The organism is Streptomyces sp. HmicA12 (assembly GCF_000373565.1).
Lineage (GTDB): Bacteria > Actinomycetota > Actinomycetes > Streptomycetales > Streptomycetaceae > Streptomyces.
The window spans coordinates 131,758-149,898 of sequence record NZ_KB891804.1 but is presented as its reverse complement, the minus strand read 5'-3'; the positions used below and the strand labels follow the sequence as shown (position 1 = coordinate 149,898).

Genomic DNA, 18,141 nt, shown 5'->3' with positions numbered 1-18,141 from the left:
GGGACGCCGTCAGGGCGCCTCGAGACGACGGAATTGAAGGAGCGGTTGCGATGACGCAACACACGCCACTCCAGGCTGCCCAGCCACAGACCACCGACAGCAGCGACGCGGGTACGCGCGACCCGAAGGCGCTGTACGGAGGCAAGGGCTCGCGGCGCATCACGGTGCGCGACATCGGCCTCGCCAAGGAGCGGGCCGAGAAGTGGCCGATGCTGACCGCGTACGACGCGATGACGGCATCGGTCTTCGACGAGGCGGGCATCCCCGTGATGCTGGTCGGCGACTCGGCGGGCAACTGCCACCTCGGCTACGACACGACGGTCCCGGTCACCCTGGACCAGATGATCATGCTCTCGGCGGCGGTGGTGCGCGGCACGTCGCGCGCCCTGATCGTCGGCGACCTGCCGTTCGGCTCGTACCAGGAGAGCCCGACGCAGGCGCTGCGTTCGGCGATGCGACTGGTGAAGGAAGCGGGGGTGGGCGCCGTCAAGCTGGAGGGCGGCGAGCGCTCGCACTCCCAGATCAGGCTGCTCACCGAGGCCGGGATCCCGGTCATGGCGCACATCGGCCTGACCCCGCAGTCGGTCAACACGCAGGGGTACCGCGTGCAGGGCCGCGGCGAGGAGGCGGCGCAGCAGCTGCTGCGGGACGCGAAGGCGGTGCAGGACGCGGGCGCGTTCGCGGTCGTGCTCGAACTGGTCCCCGCGGAGCTCGCCGCCGAGGTCACCCGCATCCTGCACATCCCCACGGTCGGCATCGGCGCGGGCCCCGAGACGGACGCCCAGGTCCTGGTCTGGACGGACGCGCTCGGGCTCACCGACGGCAAGATGCCGCGCTTCGTGAAGACGTACGCGAACCTGCGTTCGGTCATGTCCGACGCCGCGAAGGCGTTTGCGGAGGACGTGATCGGCGGAACGTTCCCTCTGGAGGAGCACTCCGTCCACTGACCCGGCCGGCCCGGCCCGGGTCCCCTTGAGCCATAGCGGCACCACCGCAGCCCGTCGATCTTCCCCCGTCGACGGGCTGCGCCCTTTTCCGGCGCGGCACCGCCCCGGGGCCGCGACCGCACACAACCTGTCGGCGATATATCGGCGCCAGTCGGTCGCTGTAGGTCGTCTGTCGGTGGATTGTCGGTGGCGGCTGGCACCTTGAGGGGCATGACGCGAATCGACAAGACCCCCGACAACAGCACAGGCGGCCGCCCGGTGGCCGTGTCCGTGCGGGGACTGGTCAAGCACTACGGCGAGACCAAAGCCCTGGACGGCGTGGACCTGGACGTGCACGAGGGCACCGTCATGGGTGTCCTCGGCCCGAACGGCGCCGGCAAGACCACCCTCGTACGCTGCCTGTCCACCCTGATCACCCCCGACGCCGGCACGGCGATCGTGGCCGGCTACGACACGGTGAAGCAGCCGCGCCAGCTGCGCCGCGTGATAGGCCTCACCGGCCAGTACGCCTCGGTCGACGAGAAGCTCTCCGGACGCGAGAACCTGTACATGATCGGGCGCCTGCTCGACCTGTCCAGGAAGGACGCCCGCTCCCGCGCGGACAGCCTCCTGGAGCGGTTCTCGCTGACCGACGCCGCGACCCGCCCCGCCAAGACGTACTCCGGCGGTATGCGCCGCCGCCTCGACCTCGCCGCGTCGATGATCGGCCGCCCGCACGTCCTCTACCTGGACGAGCCGACGACCGGCCTCGACCCCCGCACCCGCAACGAGGTGTGGGACGAGGTCAAGAGCATGGTGCGCGACGGCGTCACCGTGCTGCTCACCACCCAGTACATGGAGGAGGCCGAGCAACTGGCCTCCGAACTCACCGTCGTCGACCACGGCAAGGTCATCGCCCGCGGCGGCATCGAGGAGCTCAAGGCGAAGGTCGGCGGCCGCACCCTGCGCATCCGCCCGGCCGACCCGCTGGAGCTGCGCCCGCTGGCCGGCGCCCTGGACGACCTGGGCATCACCGGCCTCGCCACCACCACCGTGGACCCCGACAGCGGCACCGTCCTGGTCCCGATCCTCAGCGACGAGCAGCTGACCGCCGTCGTCGGCGCGGTCACCGCGCGCGGCATCACGATCGGCTCCATCGTCACCGAACTGCCCAGCCTGGACGAGGTCTTCCTGTCCATCACCGGCGAGAAGCCGTCCGCCCCGCAGGACGCCCGCCCCGAACTCGAGGAGGTCGCCGTATGAGTGCCACCACCCTGACTCCGCTCACGGCGCCCACCATCAAGGTCGACGCCGACCCCCAGATCGGTCTGCGCGGCCATCTGCGGCACACCGGCGCACTGATCCGCCGCAACCTGCTGTGGATCAAGCAGGACCCGGAGTCGATGTTCGACGCCGTCCTGATGCCGATCGTCTTCACCCTGCTGTTCGTGTTCGTCTTCGGCGGCTCCATCGGCTCCGCGATGGGCGGCGGCCAGGACGCGTACGTCCAGTACGTGATCCCCGGCATGGTCGCCATGATGTCGATGAACATCGCGCAGGGCGTCGGCACCGGCTTCAACGAGGACTTCCAGAAGGGCATCATGGACCGCTTCCGGTCCCTGCCCATCGGCCGCGGCTCGGTGCTGATGGCCAAGGTCGTCGTCGAGATGCTGCGCCTGCTGTGCGCCACCACGGTCCTGATGATCGTCGCGCTGCTCGTCGGCTTCGACATCACCAGCTGGGCCGGACTGTTCGGCGCGATCGGCCTGACCGCGCTGTTCGGCTCGTCCCTGATGTGGATCTTCCTGGTGCTCGGCGTGACCATGAAGAGCGCGCAGGCCGTGCAGGCCATGGGCTTCCTGGTGATGATGCCGCTGCAGTTCGGCTCGTCGATCTTCGCGCCGACCCAGTCCATGCCGGGCTGGCTGCAGGCCTTCACGAACTGGAACCCGATCTCGGCGCTGGCCGACACCTGCCGCGCGCTGATGACCGGCGGCCCGGTCGCCCACGACCTGTGGGTGACCCTCGGCTGGACGGCGCTGCTGACCGCGGTCATGGCGCCGGTGGCGATCCGCAAGTTCACCAGCAAGAGCTGACACGAGCTGACCGCAGCCGTACGTCAGTCCGTCGACTCGCGTCGCAGCAGGGCGGTGGCCTTCTCCACGGAGAGGCCACCGCCCTCGGCGTTCTCCCGTACGTAGCCGTCGTCGCCCAGCGCCGCGCGTGCGGCGCGCTCGGCCCGCTCCCGCCACTCCCGCTCCATGACGTTGCGCACGTGCCCGGGCGGCAGCGAGGCGTCCGACGCGCCGATCAGCCGGGCGGCCGTCGCCGCGTCGCCGGCGCCGGCGCGCAGCGTCAGCGCGTTCGCCGCGGTGAGCAGGTGGAGGGCCGCCAGGTGCGGTTCGAGCATCGCCGCCAACGGGTCGTCGGCGACACCGAGCGCTTCCTCGGCCTTCTCGAGCGCGAGGTCCGCACACCCCTCCATCGCGTCGAGCATCCCCTCCAGGCCGAGCAGCACGGCCCGGAAGAAGAGCACCTCCGCGACCTTGAACTCGGTGCGCAGCAGCGCCAGGAGCTCGCGCGCCTCCTCGGTCCGGCCCGTCGAGGCGAGCCGGGTGACCAGGAACATCCGGGCCGCCGGCCACGCCTCGTTGTGGAACTTGCGGGCCGGGTCGAGGGTGTCGCGCAGCATCTGTTCGCCGCGCTCCCCCTCGCCCTGCTCGATGAGCACGTTGCCGAGCCGTACCGACAGGATCGCGACCTGGGCGTGCGCGCCCACCTCCTCGGCGACCTCCTGGGCCCGGGTGAAGTCGGCCGCGGCCGCGTCGAAACGGCCCAGCTTCTCGTGCGCCTCGCCGCGCACCGACAGCGCCTCGGCCATCCCCCAGTCGTCGCCGAGCCGGGTGAACAGGGCCAGCGACTCGTCGGCGTCGGCGAGCCCGGCCTCGGCCGTCTCGATGCGGTTGGCCCGCAGGTTGGCGCGCAGGTGCAGCATGTGCGCGAGCTCCCACTCGTAGCCGAGGGCGCGGCAGGTGCGTACCGTCTCGTCGCTCAGCTCCTCCATCCGCTCGCCCTGGCCCGACATCAGGACCGCGAAGTACCAGAGGTGTCCCGGGGGGCGGCAGGACTGGGGCAGGTCGGCGCGGAGGGTGTCCACGATCGTGCGCAGCCGGGCCTGCCCCTCCTCGCCCTGCCACACCTCCAGCTCCATGTCCATGTAGCCGAGCCGCGTCAGGTGCACCTCGCGGCGGGCCTGGTCGAGGAGGTCGCCGGTGAGCGGCGGCGGGACGTCGGTGCAGCGCTGGTACAGCGGCGGTGCGGGGCGCGCGTCCGGGCCGAACGGGTCGGGGCCGAGCGCCGCCGCCTCCATGGTCCAGGTCCGGGCGTCGGTGCGCAGGTCGCGCATCATCCAGAACCACAGCAGGGAGAGCGTCAGGCTGAGCATCTCCTGCTCGTCGCGGGCGGCGGCCGCGCGGCGCAGGGCGGTGCGCAGGTTCTCGTAGTCGCGCTCGATCCGGGCGATGGCCGCGCGCTGGCCCGCACCGCGCAGCAACGGGTCGGTGGCGCGGGCGAGTTCGCGGTAGTACGTGAGGTGGGCGCGCTCGGCGGCGGTCCGGTCGGCGGCCTCGTCCAGCCGGTCGCCCGCGTACTCGGCGACGGTCTCCAGGAGGCGGTAGCGCATCTCGCCGCTGTCGTCGGGGACGGCGACCACGAGCGACTTGTCGACGAGGGAGGACAGGACGTCCATCGCCTCGGGTCCGCAGACCTCCTCGGCGGCGGTCAGGTCGCAGCCGCCGCTGAACACGGACAGCCGGGCGAGGACGGTGCGCTCGGGCGCGTCGAGCAGGTCCCAGGACCAGTCGACGACGGCGCGCAGGGTCTGCTGCCGGGGCAGGGCGGTGCGGGCGCCGGAGGTCAGCAGCCGGAACCGGTCGTCGAGGCGGTCGGCGATCTGCCGCGGGGTGAGCATCCGCAGGCGGGCCGCGGCGAGCTCGATGGCGAGCGGCAGTCCGTCGAGGCGACGGCAGATCTCGGCGACCGCCGCCGCGACCTCCTCCGACTGGTCGACGGTGAACCCGGGGCGCACGGTGGCGCCGCGCTCGCCGAACAGGCGCAGGGCGTACGGCTCCGGGAGCGGCTCCACGGGGTACAGCAACTCCCCCGGCACACCGAGGGGTTCGCGGCTGGTGGCCAGCACCGTGAGCCCGGGGCAGCGGGCCAGGAGGTGCTCGGCGAGGGCGGCCGCGGCCTCGACGACGTGCTCGCAGTTGTCGAGGACGACGACCATGTGCCGGTCGGCGCAGTGCTCCACGAGACGCACCAGCGGGTCGTCGCCCTGGCGTTCACCGGCGACGCGCAGTTCCTCGGCGCCGGCGCCGCGCAGCACGGTCTCGCGGGCGCCGAGTGCGCTCACGACCGCCTCCGGCACGGCGGACGGGTCGCTCACCGGGGCGAGCTCGACGAGCCAGACGCCGTCCGGCGCGGTGGTCGCGCCGAGGCCCTCCGCGGCTTCCTGGGACAGCCGGGTCTTGCCCGCGCCGCCCGGGCCGAGCAGGGTCAGCAGCCGGACGCGGGTGAGGTCGTCGCGGATGGCGTCGATGTCGGCGGCGCGGCCCACGAAGGAGGTGAGGCGGGCGCGGAGGTTGCCGGGGGCGGGAGGTTCGGCCGGGGACGCGGTGCTCCCGCCGGGCGGGGCGGTCCGCGCCGGGCCGTGCGTGCCGCCGTCCGGAAGCGCTCGCGCACTGCCCGATGCGGGGGCGGGGCCGGGCCGGCCGACCGGTGCCGGATCCAGCAACTCCCCGTACAGCGCCCGCAGTTCGGGGCCGGGATCCGCGCCCAGGCGGTCGGCGAGGACGCGCCGGATCTCGTCGTACGCGGCGAGCGCCTCGGCCGTGCGGCCCGCGTCGCGCAGGGCCCGCAGCCGCAGCGCCTGCAGCGGTTCGTCCAGGGCGTACGCGTCGCACAGAGCGGTCAGTTCGGGCAGCGCCTCCTCGGCCCGGCCGAGCGCCAGGCAGGCGGCGAGGCGGGTGCGGCGGGCGTCCAGGTGGCGGGCGTCCCAGCGGGCGGCCTCGCTCACCCGGTCGGGCAGGTCGGCGAGGGCGGGACCGTGCCACAGCGCGAGCGCGTCGTCGAGCAGGTCGGCCGCCTTGGCCGGGTTGCCGTCGGCGAAGGCCCGGGCCCCGTCGGCGGTGAGCCGCTCGAACCGGAACAGGTCGACGTCGTCCGCCGCGACCGCGAGCCGGTAGCCGCCCTCGTCGGAGGCGATCNCCGCCGCGCCGAGGGCCCGCCGCAGCCGCCCCACCAGCGCCTGCAACGCGCCCGGCGCGTCGGCGGGCGGCTCGGCGCCCCACACCTCGTCGACGAGCACCGCCACCGGCACCGGCCGGCCGGGCCGCAGCGCGAGCACGGTGAGCAGGGCACGCAGCCGCGCCCCGCCGACGGGGACGGCCGTGCCGTCGTCGTGGAGTGCCTGAGTGGTGCCGAGAATGCGGTAGCGCACCGGCCCATTGTCCCTGCCTCTCGACGAAGCCATGTCCCCGTGTCGCTCCGAGCGCCGCCACGGCCTCCGCCGGCGGTGTCGCCGTAGAGTCCACAGCTTCCGCCCTGTCCGGAACTCCCGCGCCCGCGCGACACGTTTCCCGCACAGGGCGGGTACGTTCATTGACGCCATTCGACCAGCACTCCGGGAGTCCCACTCCATGACCACGGCCACATCACGACGCGGCGACAGCAGGATCAGCCCCGTCTTCCTCGGCATCGCCGCGATCACGGCCGTCTCGGGCTGGGCGGTGTGGACGGGCTTCGCCGAACAGCCGGGCTTCGCGGTCTTCCTCTTCGTCACGGCGGCCTGGATCGTCTCGCTCTGTCTGCACGAGTACGCGCACGCGCGTACAGCCCTGCACAGCGGTGACATCACCGTCGGCGCGAAGGGCTACCTGACGCTGAACCCTCTCGCCTATTCACACGCTCTGCTGAGCATCGTGCTGCCCGTCCTCTTCGTGATCATGGGCGGGATCGGCCTGCCCGGTGGCGCCGTCTTCATCGAGCGGGGCCGTATCCAGGGCCGCTGGAAGCACAGCCTGATCTCGGCGGCGGGGCCGCTGACGAACGTGCTGTTCGCGGTCGTGTGCACGGCGCCGTTCTGGCTGGGCGCGATGGACGGGGTGCCGGACACCTTCCGGTACGCGCTCGCCTTCCTCGCGATGCTCCAGGTGACGGCGGCGATCCTCAACTTCCTTCCCGTACCGGGCCTGGACGGGTACGGGGTGATCGAGCCCTGGCTCTCGTACAAGGTGAAGCGCCAGGTGGAGCCGTTCGCGCAGTTCGGGCTGCTCGCGGTCTTCGGGCTGCTGTGGATCCCGTCGGTGAACCAGGTGTTCTTCGACGTGGTCGACGCGCTGCTGCGGGCGCTCGGGGTGAACGAGTGGGACACGTACTACGGACAGCAGTTCTACCGCTTCTGGCAGGGCACGCCCGACATCCCCGTCGTCACGCAGTGAGTACGCCCGGGAGGCCCGGGAAAAGTGGATAACGGCCTTCCGGTGACATGAACGGACATACGGGCACCCGATCTTCTCCGTACCGCACCCTCGACAGGTGGGAGAAGACGTGCAGCGCACCAGCAGAACGGCGACGGCGCTCGTGGGACTCTCGGCGGCCCTGACCCTCGCGGCCTGCGGCAGCGACAAGGAGTCGGGATCGGGCTCGGACGACCCGTTCGCCGGCAAGAGCGCCGACCGGATCGCCGCCGACGCGGTCAAGGCCACGAAGGGCGCCGACTCGATGCACCTGAAGGGCACCGTGCGGCAGGCGGAGGGCGGCTCCGCCGTCACCGTCGACCTCTCGGTGGACCAGGACAAGAACTGCGACGGCACCATTGGGGCGGACGGCGCGCGGGCCGACGTCCGGCACACGAACGGCACGCTGTACCTGCGGGGCGACGAGCGGTACTGGCGTACGGCCCTCAAGGGGCAGCCCGGCGGCGACAAGGTCGTGTCGAAGCTTCAGGGCAAGTGGGTGAAGGCCCCGGCCGACGACGCGATGACGCAGGGCCTGTGCGACAAGCAGGGGCTCGTGGCCTCGATGGACGAGGACAAGTCGGAGCGCACCGGCATGAAGAAGGGGGCGACGACCACCGTCGACGGCACGAAGGCGATCAGACTGACGAAGAAGACCGCCGCCGGTGAGAGCCTCGCGCTCTATGTGGCCGCCGAGGGCAAGCCGTACATCCTGCGCGCCACGACGACGGGCGGCAAGGCGCCCAACACGGCCACCTTCAGCGACTACGGCAAGCCGGTCCGCCCGCAGGAGCCGCCGGCCGACGAGACCGTCGACCTGAAGGACCTCGCCAAGGGCGGGAAGGAGCAGGCCTGAGTCAGGCGGTGGGTGCGGTGCCGCCGGCCTTCTCGGCCTTGGCCTTGCGGAAGTAGAACCACGTCATGTTCGACGTGATGCCCGCGATCAGCACCCACACGATCCCGAGGAAGCTGCCCTCGACGAAGGACACCACGGCGGCCACGGCGGCGAGGACGCAGACGACGAGGGCGAAGAGTGCGATGCGGGGCATGGGGTCGGCTCCAATACACGGCTGGTGTTCGCGACCAGTGTCCCCCATGCCCCGCTGACGCCTGAAGGCGCCCCGAACGTACCGGTTGACGTTTATACGTCCGTGACGCGCAGCCCGGCGTGCGCCTTGTAGCGGCGGTTGGTCGAGATCAGGTTGGCGACCAGGGACTCCACCTGGTGGGCGTTCCTGAGCCGGCCCGCGAAGACGCCGCGCATGCCGGGGATGCGGCCGGCCAGCGCCTGCACCACGTCCGTGTCCGCCCGCGCCTCGCCGAGCACCATCACGTCCGTGTCGATCTCGTCGATCTCCGGGTCGGCGAGCAGCACGGCGGACAGGTGGTGGAAGGCGGCGGTGACCCGGGAGTCGGGCAGCAGCGCCGCGGCCTGCTCGGCGGCGCTCCCCTCCTCCGGCTTCAGGGCGTAGGCGCCCTTCTTGTCGAAGCCGAGCGGGTTGACGCAGTCCACGACCAGCTTGCCGGCGAGGTCCTCGCGCAGCGCTTCGAGGGTGGCGCCGTGCCCGTCCCACGGCACGGCGACGATCACGATGTCGCTGCGCCGCGCGCACTCGGCGTTGTCGGCGCCCTCGATGCCGAGGCCGCCCTGGTTGAGTTCGTCCGCGGCGGCCTGTGCGCGCTCCGCGGCGCGCGAGCCGAGGATCACCTTCTGGCCGGCGCGGGCGAACCGGTAGGCGAGGCCCTTGCCCTGCGGTCCGGTGCCGCCGAGCACGCCGACGACGAGTCCGGAGACGTCGGGCAGGTCCCAGGGGTCCTTGGCGGGGGCCTTCTGGGTGCTTTCGGAAGAGGTCGTAGAGGTCATGGAGCGACCTTACTCAGCCGTACGGTCGGCGGAGCGGGCCGCCGACGATCACGGCACGAGGCCGGTGCCGTCGCGGCCGTCGCGAGTCGACCCGTACGGGCGGTCTTCCCGCGAACCCCCGCCCCGATCAGGCCCCTTGAGGCAGCATGCACCCCCATGGACGCCGTACGAGTAGCGCTGCTGCGTGAGGTCCTCGCCGGAACCGAGTGGCCCGCGGCCACCCGTCGCTTCGCCGGGGCGCTGCGCTCCTCGGTGGCCGCGCACGGTGGCGGGCTGCTGCTGGTCGGCACCGAGGAGTACGAGCCCTGGCACCTGGCCGCGCACCTGGTCGACGAGGCGGCCTGGTCCGGCACGCCGGAGCTGTCGCCGACCCTGGTGCGGCACGCGGCACGTCCCGACGACCCGGCCCATCTCGCCGTCGGTCTGGGCCGGTTGGCGGCGGCGCGGCGCGGCGAGACGCTGCTGGTGGTGACCCCGGACGCGGTGGGCGCACCGCTGCTCGAACACGTCCACGACGCCCGCCGGGCCGGGGCCACGGTCCTCGCCCTCGACGCCGGGACGGTCGCCAACACCGACCTGCGCTCCATGGCCCACGACGCGCTGACCGTGCCCGGCGACACGGACCTCGACCTCGACACCGTGCAGCACCTGGTCAGCGCGGCGGCCGGAGAGAACGCGGTGCCGCTGCCGCGGGGACGCAGGCGGTTCCGGGACCGCCTGTCGCGGCTGGCGGACCAGCTGACGGCCCCGCCACCGGCCAGGTGGTGACCTTCGGACGCGTCGCCGGTGCGGGTCTCGTCGTGGCGGGTCTCGCCTACGGCGACTGGTCGCCGTCCTCCCCGCGCTTGGCGGCGTCATGCCACTTCGGGTCGTTCTCCCACTCCAGGTTCCGCTCCCGCGCGGTGTCCATCGCGTGCTGCGCCTCCTCGCGGGACGCGTACGGGCCGAACCGGTCCTTGGCGGGGCACTCGGGGCCCTCCTCGACCTTCTTGTGCTCCAGGCAGTAGAACCATTCGCCCGGCTTGCCCGCGGTCCGCTTCTTGAACAGGGCCATCCCGACTCCTCTCCTCTGAGCGCTCAGGGCCATGGTCCCCCAGTCACGCTCGTTACACTCGCTGACATGTCTGGCCAGTCGCAGTCGTCGCTCCTCGTACCCGGGGAGATCTCCCCCACCCGTTCCGTGCCCGGGAACATCCGGCGCCCCGAGTACGTCGGCAAGCCCGCGCCGACCCCGTACAAGGGCCCCGAGGTGCAGACCCCGGAGACGGTCGACGCGATGCGGACCGCCGGGCGGATCGCCGCGCGGGCGATGGCCGAGGCGGCGAAGGCGATCGCGCCGGGCGTCACCACCGACGAGCTGGACCGGATCGCGCACGAGTACATGTGCGACCACGGCGCCTACCCCTCGACGCTGGGCTACCGCGGCTTCCCCAAGTCGCTGTGCACGAGCGTCAACGAGGTCATCTGCCACGGCATCCCGGACTCCACGGTGCTGCGCGACGGCGACATCATCAACCTGGACGTGACGGCGTACATCGGCGGTGTGCACGGCGACAACAACGCCACGTACCTGGTGGGGGACGTGGACGAGGAGTCGCGGCTGCTGGTGGAGCGGACCCGGGAGTCCCTGGACCGCGCGATCAAGGCCGTGAAGCCGGGCCGCCAGATCAACATCATCGGCCGGGTCATCGAGTCGTACGCGAAGCGGTTCGGGTACGGGGTGGTGCGCGACTTCACCGGGCACGGCATCAACTCGTCGTTCCACAGCGGCCTGATCATCCCGCACTACGACAGCCCGCACGCGACGACCGTGATCCAGCCCGGCATGACGTTCACGATCGAGCCGATGCTGACGCTCGGCACGCACGACTACGACATGTGGGACGACGGCTGGACCGTGGTCACCAAGGACCGCAGGCGCACGGCCCAGTTCGAGCACACCATGGTGGTCACGGAGACCGGCACAGAGATCCTGACCCTGCCGTAGCCGACCCGCCCGTCGCACGAGCCCGCCCCTTTCGGGGCGGGCTTTGCCGTTCACGTTCCCTTGCCCCGGAAGACGGGTACCTTTTTTACCGACAGCCTGTCGGGAAAGCTGATATCTTAGGTTAGGCTAACCTATCCAAACCCCGTCCGCGGAGGTCTTATGGACACCTCGTTCTCCACTCTGATCCGCACCGCCTCGCACGAGCAGCACACCGAGGCGGAGACGTCGACGTTCATGAGCGACCTGCTCGGCGGGGCGCTCGGGGTGGACGCGTACGCGCGGTACACGGAGCAACTGTGGTTCGTCTACAAGGCACTCGAGGGCGGCACAGAGCGGCTCGCGAGCGACCCGGTCGCGGGCCCGTTCGTCCGGACCGAGCTGCTGCGCGTGCCCGAGCTGGAGCGCGACCTCGCGCATCTGCGGGGCGCCGGCTGGCGGGAGACGGTCTCGGCCCTGCCGGCGACCGCGGCGTACGCGGCCCGCGTCGAGGAGTGCGCGCGGACCTGGCCGGCCGGTTATGTGGCGCACCACTACACCCGTTACCTGGGCGATCTCTCGGGCGGCCAGATCATCCGCGACAGGGCGGAGAAGACGTGGGGCTTCGCGCGCAAGGGCGACGGGGTGCGGTTCTACGTGTTCGAGCAGGTCGGGAACCCGGCGGCGTTCAAGCGGGGCTACCGCGAGCTGCTCGACGCGATCGGCGTGGACGAGCTCGAGCAGCAGCGGGTGATCGCGGAGTGCAAGCGGGCGTTCTCCCTGAACACCGGGGTGTTCCAGGCACTGGGCGAGGAGTTCCCGACCGCCGCGTAGGGCGCACCGTCACGGGACTCCGCCCCGGACCCCGCGCCTCAATCGCCGGAGGGGCCTGATCTCGCCGAACCGAGCCGGACCCGGCCGCCCACCTCGATCAGGTCCCCCGGCTGCGGGGCCGTCAGCATCTGCGAGCCGCGGCCCTGCCGGATGTTGAGCGCCCGCCCCAGCTCCGCGGTGAGCAGCAGCGCCGCGGCCCCCGTCGCCTCGTCCTCCACCACGCCGTCGCCGCGCCCCGGGAAGCCCCGGGCCCGCACCCGGCCCGCGGCCTCGTCCTCCCAGGCCCAGGCGTAGATCCACTCCCCCTCCGGGGGCACCGGCAGCGCGTCGATCTCGGCGGCCGAGCCGTACTGGCGCAGCGTGCGCGGCGGCGCCCACTCCGCGCGCGCCTCGATCCAGCTGAACTCCCCGTCCAGGCGCGCCCCGACGACACCGGCGGGCACGACCAGTTCCGGTACGTCGAGCAGCCAGGCGGCGCCGACGCACGGGTACCCGGCGAACGGCAGCCGGGTCGACGGCGTGTAGATGTCGATGACGCCGCGCTCGGGGTCGTCGACGAACACCGTCTCGCTGAAGCCCACCTTGGCCGCGAGGGCCTGCCGCTCGTCCCGGCCGGGCATGCGCGAGCCGTCGCGCACGACCCCGAGTTCGTTGCCGTGCCGGCCGTCGGGGCCGCAGAACACCGCCAGCACGTCGCAGTCGTCGTACTCACTCATGTCGGCAGTGAACCACGCGACACGCTCCACTTGACCAGTCCTTGACCCTCCATGGGGTGGCACTAAGGCAAGGCTCATATAAGTTAGGTCCGCCTTAGTAGAAGCTGTGCGCTTTCTGTACGTCCCTTGGAGCCCGTATGCGAGCCGTCCTCCGACTCCCCGTCGCCACCGCCGTCGCCGCGGTGGCGGCCCTGACCGCTGTCACGGGCTGCACCGAGAAGAGCGACGCCAAGAGCGGCGGCCCCGGCGCGATCAAGGTGACCGCCACCGACGACAGCTGCAAGGTGTCGAAGACCGAATTCCCCTCCGGGCACGTCGAGCTGGCGGTGGAGAACAAGGGATCGCGGGTCACCGAGGTGGAGATCCTCTTCCCGGACGACCGCATCGTCTCCGAGCGCGAGAACATCGGCCCGGGCACCAAGCACACCCTCACCGCCGAGGTGAAGAGCGGCGACTACCGCATCGCCTGCATACCCGGCATGAAGGGCAAGGGCCACCGCCAGGACGTGAAGGTCACCGGCGGCAAGGCGGCCGCCCAGCGCGACCCGCGCCTGGACAAGGCCGTCGCCGAGTACCGGGGCTACGCGCAGGCGCAGGCCGACGAGACGCTGCCGAAGGTGAAGACCTTCACGGACGCCGTGCGCGCCGGCGACGTCGAGGCCGCCAAGAAGGCGTACGCGACCTCGCGCATCGGCTGGGAGCGGACCGAGCCGGTCGCCGAGTCGTTCGGTGACATCGACCCGAAGGTCGACGTGCGCGCCGACGGCCTCGAAGAGGGCCAGAAGTGGACCGGCTGGCACCGACTGGAGAAGGCGCTGTGGAAGGACGGGAAGCTCGGCGCGGGCGAGAAGAAGCTCGCCGACCAGCTGGACGCCGACCTCACCGACTGGCAGCAGCGCGTCGGCAAGGCCGTGATCACGCCCACCTCCATGGCCAACGGCGCCAAGGAGCTCCTCGACGAGGTCGCCACCGGCAAGGTCACCGGCGAGGAGGAGCGCTACTCGCACACCGACCTGGTCGACTTCAAGGCCAACGTCGAGGGCGCGGAGAAGGCGTACGCGCTGCTGAAGCCGGTCGCCTCCGAGAACGACGCGGCGCTCGCCAAGGAGCTCGACCGGCAGTTCGCGGCGCTGGACGCCCTCCTCGACAAGTACCGCGACGACAAGGACTCGTACGACTTCACGTCCTACGACAAGGTCGGCAAGGCGGACCGCAAGGAGCTGTCCGACGGCGTCAACGCGCTCGCCGAGCCGCTGTCGAAGCTGGCCGCCGCGGTCGTGAAGTAGTCCCGCGGTGAACGAGAAGAACACCGAGGAACCTGCCATGACGGACAACTCACCCACCCCGTCCCGGCGTTCCCTGCTCGCGGTCGGTGGTGCCGGGCTCGCGCTCGGGGCCGCGGCCGCGGGCGGCGCCGTCGCCCTGGCCCGCTCCGACGACAAAAGCGGCGAAGGCATGCGGCCGACCGCCGAGTCGGGCGGCGCCGTGCCCTTCCACGGCGCGCACCAGGCCGGTATCGCCACGGCCGTCCAGGACCGGCTGCACTTCGCGGCGTTCGACGTGAAGACGGAGGACCGCGCGGAGTTCGTCCAGCTGCTGAAGGACTGGACGAAGGCGGCCGCCCTGATGACCGAGGGGCGGGCGGTCGGCGAGGGCGCGTACGGCGGACTCGCCGAGGCGCCGCCGGACGACACCGGTGAGGCGCTCGGCCTCAAGCCGTCGCGGCTCACGCTGACGATCGGCTTCGGGCCCTCGCTCTTCGACAAGTACGGGAAGGCGTTCGGGATAGCCGGGCGGCGGCCCGCGGCCCTCGTGGAGCTGCCGAAGTTCCCCGGCGACAACCTCGACCGGACGCGCAGCGGCGGCGACCTGTGCGTCCAGGCCTGCGCCGACGACCCGCAGGTCGCGGTGCACGCGATCCGCAACCTCGCCCGGATCGGCTTCGGGAAGGTCGCCATCCGCTGGTCGCAGCTCGGCTTCGGCAAGACGTCGTCGACGACGCCGGACGCGCAGACGCCTCGTAACCTCATGGGTTTCAAGGACGGCACCCGCAATGTCGCGGGGACGGACACCGCCGCCCTCGACCGGCATGTGTGGGTGAGCGACGCCGGATGGATGAAGGGCGGCTCGTACCTCGTGGCCCGCCGCATCCGCATGAACATCGAGACCTGGGACCGCACCTCGCTGCAGGAGCAGGAGGACGTCTTCGGCCGGGACAAGGGCGAGGGCGCCCCGGTCGGCAAGGCGAAGGAGCGCGACGAGCCGTTCCTCAAGGCGATGAAGCCGGACGCGCACGTGCGGCTCGCGCACCCGGACTCCAACGACGGGGCGACGATCCTGCGCCGCGGCTACTCCTTCACCGACGGCACGGACGGCCTCGGGCGGCTCGACGCCGGGCTGTTCTTCCTCGCGTACCAGAAGGACGTGCGCGAGGGGTTCATCCCGGTGCAGCGGAGCCTGGCGGGGAGCGACGCGCTCAACGAGTACATCCAGCACGTGGGTTCCGCGGTGTTCGCGGTGCCGCCGGGGGTGCGGGACGGGAGCGACTGGTGGGGCCGCGGCCTCTTCGAGGCGAAGGGTGTGTGAGGGATGTTCGCGAACTATCTGATCGGGCTGCGTGAGGGGCTGGAGGCCAGCCTGATCGTCTGCATCCTCGTCGCCTACCTGGTGAAGACGGACCGCCGGGACGCGCTGAAGCCGGTGTGGCTGGGCGTCGCGGCCGCCGTGCTCGTGGCGCTCGGGTTCGGCGCGGGTCTGGAGTTCGGCTCGCAGGAGATGACGTTCAAGGCGCAGGAGGCGCTCGGCGGTTCGCTGTCGATCGTCGCCGTGGGCCTGGTGACGTGGATGGTGTTCTGGATGCGGCGCACCGCCCGCCATCTGAAGACGGAGCTGCACGACAAGCTGGACGACGCGCTGCGCATGGGCACGGTGGCGCTGGTCGTCACCGCGTTCCTGGCGGTGGGCCGGGAGGGGCTGGAGACGTCGCTGTTCGTGTGGACGGCGGTGCACGCCACGAGCGACGGCACGACGGAGCCGGTGATCGGCGCGCTGCTCGGCCTCGCCACGGCGGTGGTCCTCGGCTGGCTGTTCTACCGGGGCGCGCTGCGCATCAACCTGGCGAGGTTCTTCACGTGGACCGGCGGCATGCTGGTCGTCGTGGCCGCGGGGGTGCTCGCGTACGGCGTCCACGACCTCCAGGAGGCCGACTTCATCGGCGGCCTCAACAACCTGGCCTTCGACATCAGCTCGACGATCGCCCCCGACGGCTGGCTGGGCACCCTGCTCAAGGGCGTCCTCAACTTCCAGCCCGACCCGACGGTGCTCCAAGTCGCCGTCTGGTGCCTGTACTTGGTGCCGACGCTGACGCTGTTCCTGCTGCCGCCCGGCCTGCTCTCCCGCAGGGCCGGGGCAGAGCGGGCCCCCGCTTCCCGGTAGGGTTCGCCCCCGGGAAGGGGAAGGTGAAGTCAACGTCATGAGCAAGGTCATGAACAGGCTCGGCAGACCCGCCGCGACGGCGGCAGCGGCGGTGGTGCTGTCCCTCACGGCGAGCGGATGCGTGACCGTGCACGGGGAGCTGGAGGTCGTCCCGACGACGGGGAAGGCCGAGGCCGCGCGCGCTCTGGACGCCTTCGTCACCGCGTACGGGAAGGCCGAGAAGTCGTACGACCGCACGGCCGACGCGAACCACGTCACCGGGGCGCTGGCCGCCATCGACGCGGCGAAGCTGAAGTCGGCGCGCAAGCTCGACCCGGACGGCAACGGGAACTACAAGCCGCTGAAGCTCACCGACGCCAAGTTCACCATCCCCAAGAAGGCGGGCTGGCCGCGCTGGTTCGTCGCCGACACCGACAACAACCGGCTCCCCGGCTACCGCTGGGTGATGGTCTTCACCCGCGACGCCGAGAGCGAGCCGTGGGCGGTGTCGTACCTGACGCTGTTCCGCGACGGCAAGGTGCCGGAGTTCAAGACGGACAAGGACGGTTACGGCGAGGCCGTCGACGCCGGCTCCACGAAGTTCGCGATGCGGCCCGAAGCGATGAGCCGGACGTACGCGGACTATCTGAACCCGAAGAACAGCGCGAGCGACGCGTTCGCCGACGGCCTGCACACCACGCAGTGGCGGGCCACCCGGAAGAAGAACGAGACGCGGCCCGGTCTCGTCACGCAGTACATCGACGAGCCGCTGTCGTCCGGTGACTACGCGCCCGTCGCGCTGCGCACCGCGGACGGCGGGGCGCTCGTGTTCTTCGCGACGCGGCGGTACGAGAAGCAGACCGCGTCCCCGGGAAGCGATCTGCCCTCGATCAATCCGAGCGTGAAGGCGCTGATGACGGGGGACGCGAAGCAGGCCGCGACGTACGGGTACGTGTCGAACCAGGCCGCGCTGGACCCCCTGAAGGGTTCCGGCACGGGCGGGGTGGACGTGGTGGCCCGGGTCGAGGGGATCACGTCGGCCGAGGGCTCCTGAGCCTCCGGCCCGCCGGTGAGGCCCGGCCCGCCTAGGGCCAGGCCGAGGTGTAGTCCGGCTCCGCTCCCGCGTAGCGCGCGCAGGCGTCCGTCAGGGGCTCCAGCAGGGTCAGCGGGTCCGGGAGCGGGTGTTCCGGGCCGCGGAGCCAGCGGACGTCCTGGTCGGCGGGGAGGCGGGCCGGGGGGATCAGGACGTAGCTGCCGCGGCAGTGCCAGCGCATGCCGGGGTGTTCGTCCATCGTCTCGGGGTGGCAGTCCAGCTCGCAGGGCCACCACTCGTCCTCGTCCTCCGGCGTGCCGCGCGTCGCCGTGAAGAAGAGCATGCGGTCGTCGCCGGAGAGGGCGACCGGGCCGACCTCGACGCCGGAGGAGAGCAGGCGGTCGAGGGCTTCCTGACCGGCCTCGGTCGGGACGTCGAGGACGTCGTGGACCATGCCGGTCGCGGTGATGAAGTTGGCCAGCGGCTGGTGCCTGGCCCAGCGCTCGATCTGCCCGCGGTCCGTCGTCGACTGGGTCTGCCAGGCGAAGGAGACCGGGTGCCGGCCGGGCGTCGGGCAGCCGATGCGGTTGCACGAACATCGGTAGTCGGCGGGGTACGCGGCCGGGGCGAGGGGCAGTCCGGCGTCGGCGGCCGCCAGCAGCAGGGACTCACGGTCGGTGTCGGCCGCGGACTCCTTCGGGCCCCGGGCACCCTTCAGCCATTGGGAGATCCGTCCCAGGCCGTACCGTCCGCTCCGCTCCGTGCCCATCTATCCCCTCACCGTCGCTCGTGCCGAACACGTCGACATACGCCGCCTACGAGTACCGGATGAATCCCGGACCAACATGGTCCCACCATCCTGCGCCTCGGGTG

General features: G+C 71.7%; 18 protein-coding genes. 12 read left to right on the top strand and 6 right to left on the bottom strand.

Going from position 1 to position 18,141, the window contains the following annotated elements; translation table 11 throughout:
- Window positions 1–50: 50 nt before the first annotated feature.
- The 3 genes from panB (at window position 51) to B072_RS0113990 (ending at window position 3,022) form a co-directional block, all read left to right on the top strand.
- The gene (gene panB, locus B072_RS0114000) at window positions 51–947 is read left to right on the top strand and encodes a 3-methyl-2-oxobutanoate hydroxymethyltransferase (protein ID WP_018530583.1); all 897 of its coding nucleotides are present in this window, start codon (window positions 51–53) and stop codon (window positions 945–947) included.
- A gap of 210 nt (window positions 948–1,157) precedes the next feature.
- Window positions 1,158–2,189, top strand: coding sequence for an ATP-binding cassette domain-containing protein (locus tag B072_RS0113995; protein ID WP_018530582.1), 1,032 nt, complete (start codon window positions 1,158–1,160; stop codon window positions 2,187–2,189).
- Window positions 2,186–3,022 carry an ABC transporter permease gene (locus B072_RS0113990; protein WP_018530581.1) on the top strand — a complete coding sequence of 279 codons (837 nt, stop codon included), beginning with the start codon at window positions 2,186–2,188 and terminating at the stop codon, window positions 3,020–3,022. The genes B072_RS0113995 and B072_RS0113990 overlap by 4 nt, the downstream gene beginning before the upstream one ends.
- Window positions 3,023–3,045: 23 nt before the next feature.
- On the opposite strand, the gene B072_RS0113985 is transcribed toward B072_RS0113990, so the two are convergent.
- Entirely contained in the window at window positions 3,046–6,459 is a 3,414-nt protein-coding gene (locus tag B072_RS0113985; RefSeq protein ID WP_026245801.1) for an AfsR/SARP family transcriptional regulator, read from the bottom strand.
- Window positions 6,460–6,625: 166 nt separating this feature from the next.
- Here B072_RS0113985 and B072_RS0113980 point away from each other — a divergent pair, with 166 nt between their 5' ends.
- Both B072_RS0113980 and B072_RS0113975 read left to right on the top strand, forming a co-directional pair.
- Entirely contained in the window at window positions 6,626–7,426 is an 801-nt protein-coding gene (locus B072_RS0113980; protein WP_018530579.1) for a site-2 protease family protein, read from the top strand.
- Between the two features lie 109 nt (window positions 7,427–7,535).
- Window positions 7,536–8,300 (top strand): hypothetical protein, encoded by a 765-nt coding sequence (locus B072_RS0113975; protein ID WP_018530578.1) that lies wholly within the window; start codon window positions 7,536–7,538, stop codon window positions 8,298–8,300.
- Between the two features lies 1 nt (window position 8,301).
- On the opposite strand, the gene B072_RS0113970 is transcribed toward B072_RS0113975, so the two are convergent.
- Window positions 8,302–8,493: a hypothetical protein gene (locus B072_RS0113970; protein ID WP_018530577.1), complete on the bottom strand. Its 192-nt coding sequence runs from the start codon at window positions 8,491–8,493 to the stop codon at window positions 8,302–8,304.
- Window positions 8,494–8,585: 92 nt separating this feature from the next.
- A complete protein-coding gene (gene npdG, locus B072_RS0113965; protein WP_018530576.1) occupies window positions 8,586–9,308 on the bottom strand; it encodes an NADPH-dependent F420 reductase in 723 nt (240 codons plus the stop codon).
- 156 nt (window positions 9,309–9,464) lie between these two features.
- Here npdG and B072_RS0113960 point away from each other — a divergent pair, with 156 nt between their 5' ends.
- Window positions 9,465–10,076, top strand: a complete 612-nt coding sequence (locus tag B072_RS0113960; protein ID WP_018530575.1) for a hypothetical protein — start codon at window positions 9,465–9,467, stop codon at window positions 10,074–10,076.
- 46 nt (window positions 10,077–10,122) lie between these two features.
- On the opposite strand, the gene B072_RS0113955 is transcribed toward B072_RS0113960, so the two are convergent.
- On the bottom strand, window positions 10,123–10,362 hold the full coding sequence (locus B072_RS0113955) for a hypothetical protein (RefSeq protein WP_018530574.1): 240 nt from the start codon (window positions 10,360–10,362) through the stop codon (window positions 10,123–10,125).
- Window positions 10,363–10,428: 66 nt separating this feature from the next.
- Between B072_RS0113955 and map the strand changes: the two genes are divergently transcribed.
- Entirely contained in the window at window positions 10,429–11,295 is an 867-nt protein-coding gene (map, locus tag B072_RS0113950) for a type I methionyl aminopeptidase (protein WP_026245800.1), read from the top strand.
- Window positions 11,296–11,454: 159 nt separating this feature from the next.
- Complete coding sequence (locus tag B072_RS0113945; RefSeq protein WP_018530572.1) at window positions 11,455–12,105, top strand: heme oxygenase (biliverdin-producing); 651 nt, start codon at window positions 11,455–11,457, stop codon at window positions 12,103–12,105.
- A 38-nt stretch (window positions 12,106–12,143) separates the two neighbouring features.
- Here the strand turns inward: B072_RS0113945 and B072_RS0113940 are convergent, their stop codons facing one another.
- Entirely contained in the window at window positions 12,144–12,821 is a 678-nt protein-coding gene (locus B072_RS0113940) for a PhzF family phenazine biosynthesis protein (protein ID WP_026245799.1), read from the bottom strand.
- Window positions 12,822–12,958: 137 nt separating this feature from the next.
- Between B072_RS0113940 and efeO the strand changes: the two genes are divergently transcribed.
- Genes efeO through B072_RS0113920 form a run of 4 tightly spaced genes read left to right on the top strand, consistent with a single transcriptional unit; the run spans window position 12,959 to window position 17,289 of the window.
- Window positions 12,959–14,107 (top strand): iron uptake system protein EfeO, encoded by a 1,149-nt coding sequence (efeO, locus tag B072_RS0113935; RefSeq protein WP_018530570.1) that lies wholly within the window; start codon window positions 12,959–12,961, stop codon window positions 14,105–14,107.
- A 37-nt stretch (window positions 14,108–14,144) separates the two neighbouring features.
- Entirely contained in the window at window positions 14,145–15,407 is a 1,263-nt protein-coding gene (efeB, locus tag B072_RS0113930) for an iron uptake transporter deferrochelatase/peroxidase subunit (RefSeq protein WP_026245798.1), read from the top strand.
- A gap of 3 nt (window positions 15,408–15,410) precedes the next feature.
- On the top strand, window positions 15,411–16,256 hold the full coding sequence (gene efeU / locus B072_RS0113925) for an iron uptake transporter permease EfeU (RefSeq protein WP_018530568.1): 846 nt from the start codon (window positions 15,411–15,413) through the stop codon (window positions 16,254–16,256).
- A gap of 37 nt (window positions 16,257–16,293) precedes the next feature.
- Window positions 16,294–17,289 (top strand): hypothetical protein, encoded by a 996-nt coding sequence (locus B072_RS0113920; protein WP_018530567.1) that lies wholly within the window; start codon window positions 16,294–16,296, stop codon window positions 17,287–17,289.
- A 31-nt stretch (window positions 17,290–17,320) separates the two neighbouring features.
- Here the strand turns inward: B072_RS0113920 and B072_RS0113915 are convergent, their stop codons facing one another.
- Window positions 17,321–18,037 carry a bifunctional DNA primase/polymerase gene (locus B072_RS0113915; RefSeq protein ID WP_018530566.1) on the bottom strand — a complete coding sequence of 239 codons (717 nt, stop codon included), beginning with the start codon at window positions 18,035–18,037 and terminating at the stop codon, window positions 17,321–17,323.
- Between the last annotated feature and the right edge of the window lie 104 nt (window positions 18,038–18,141).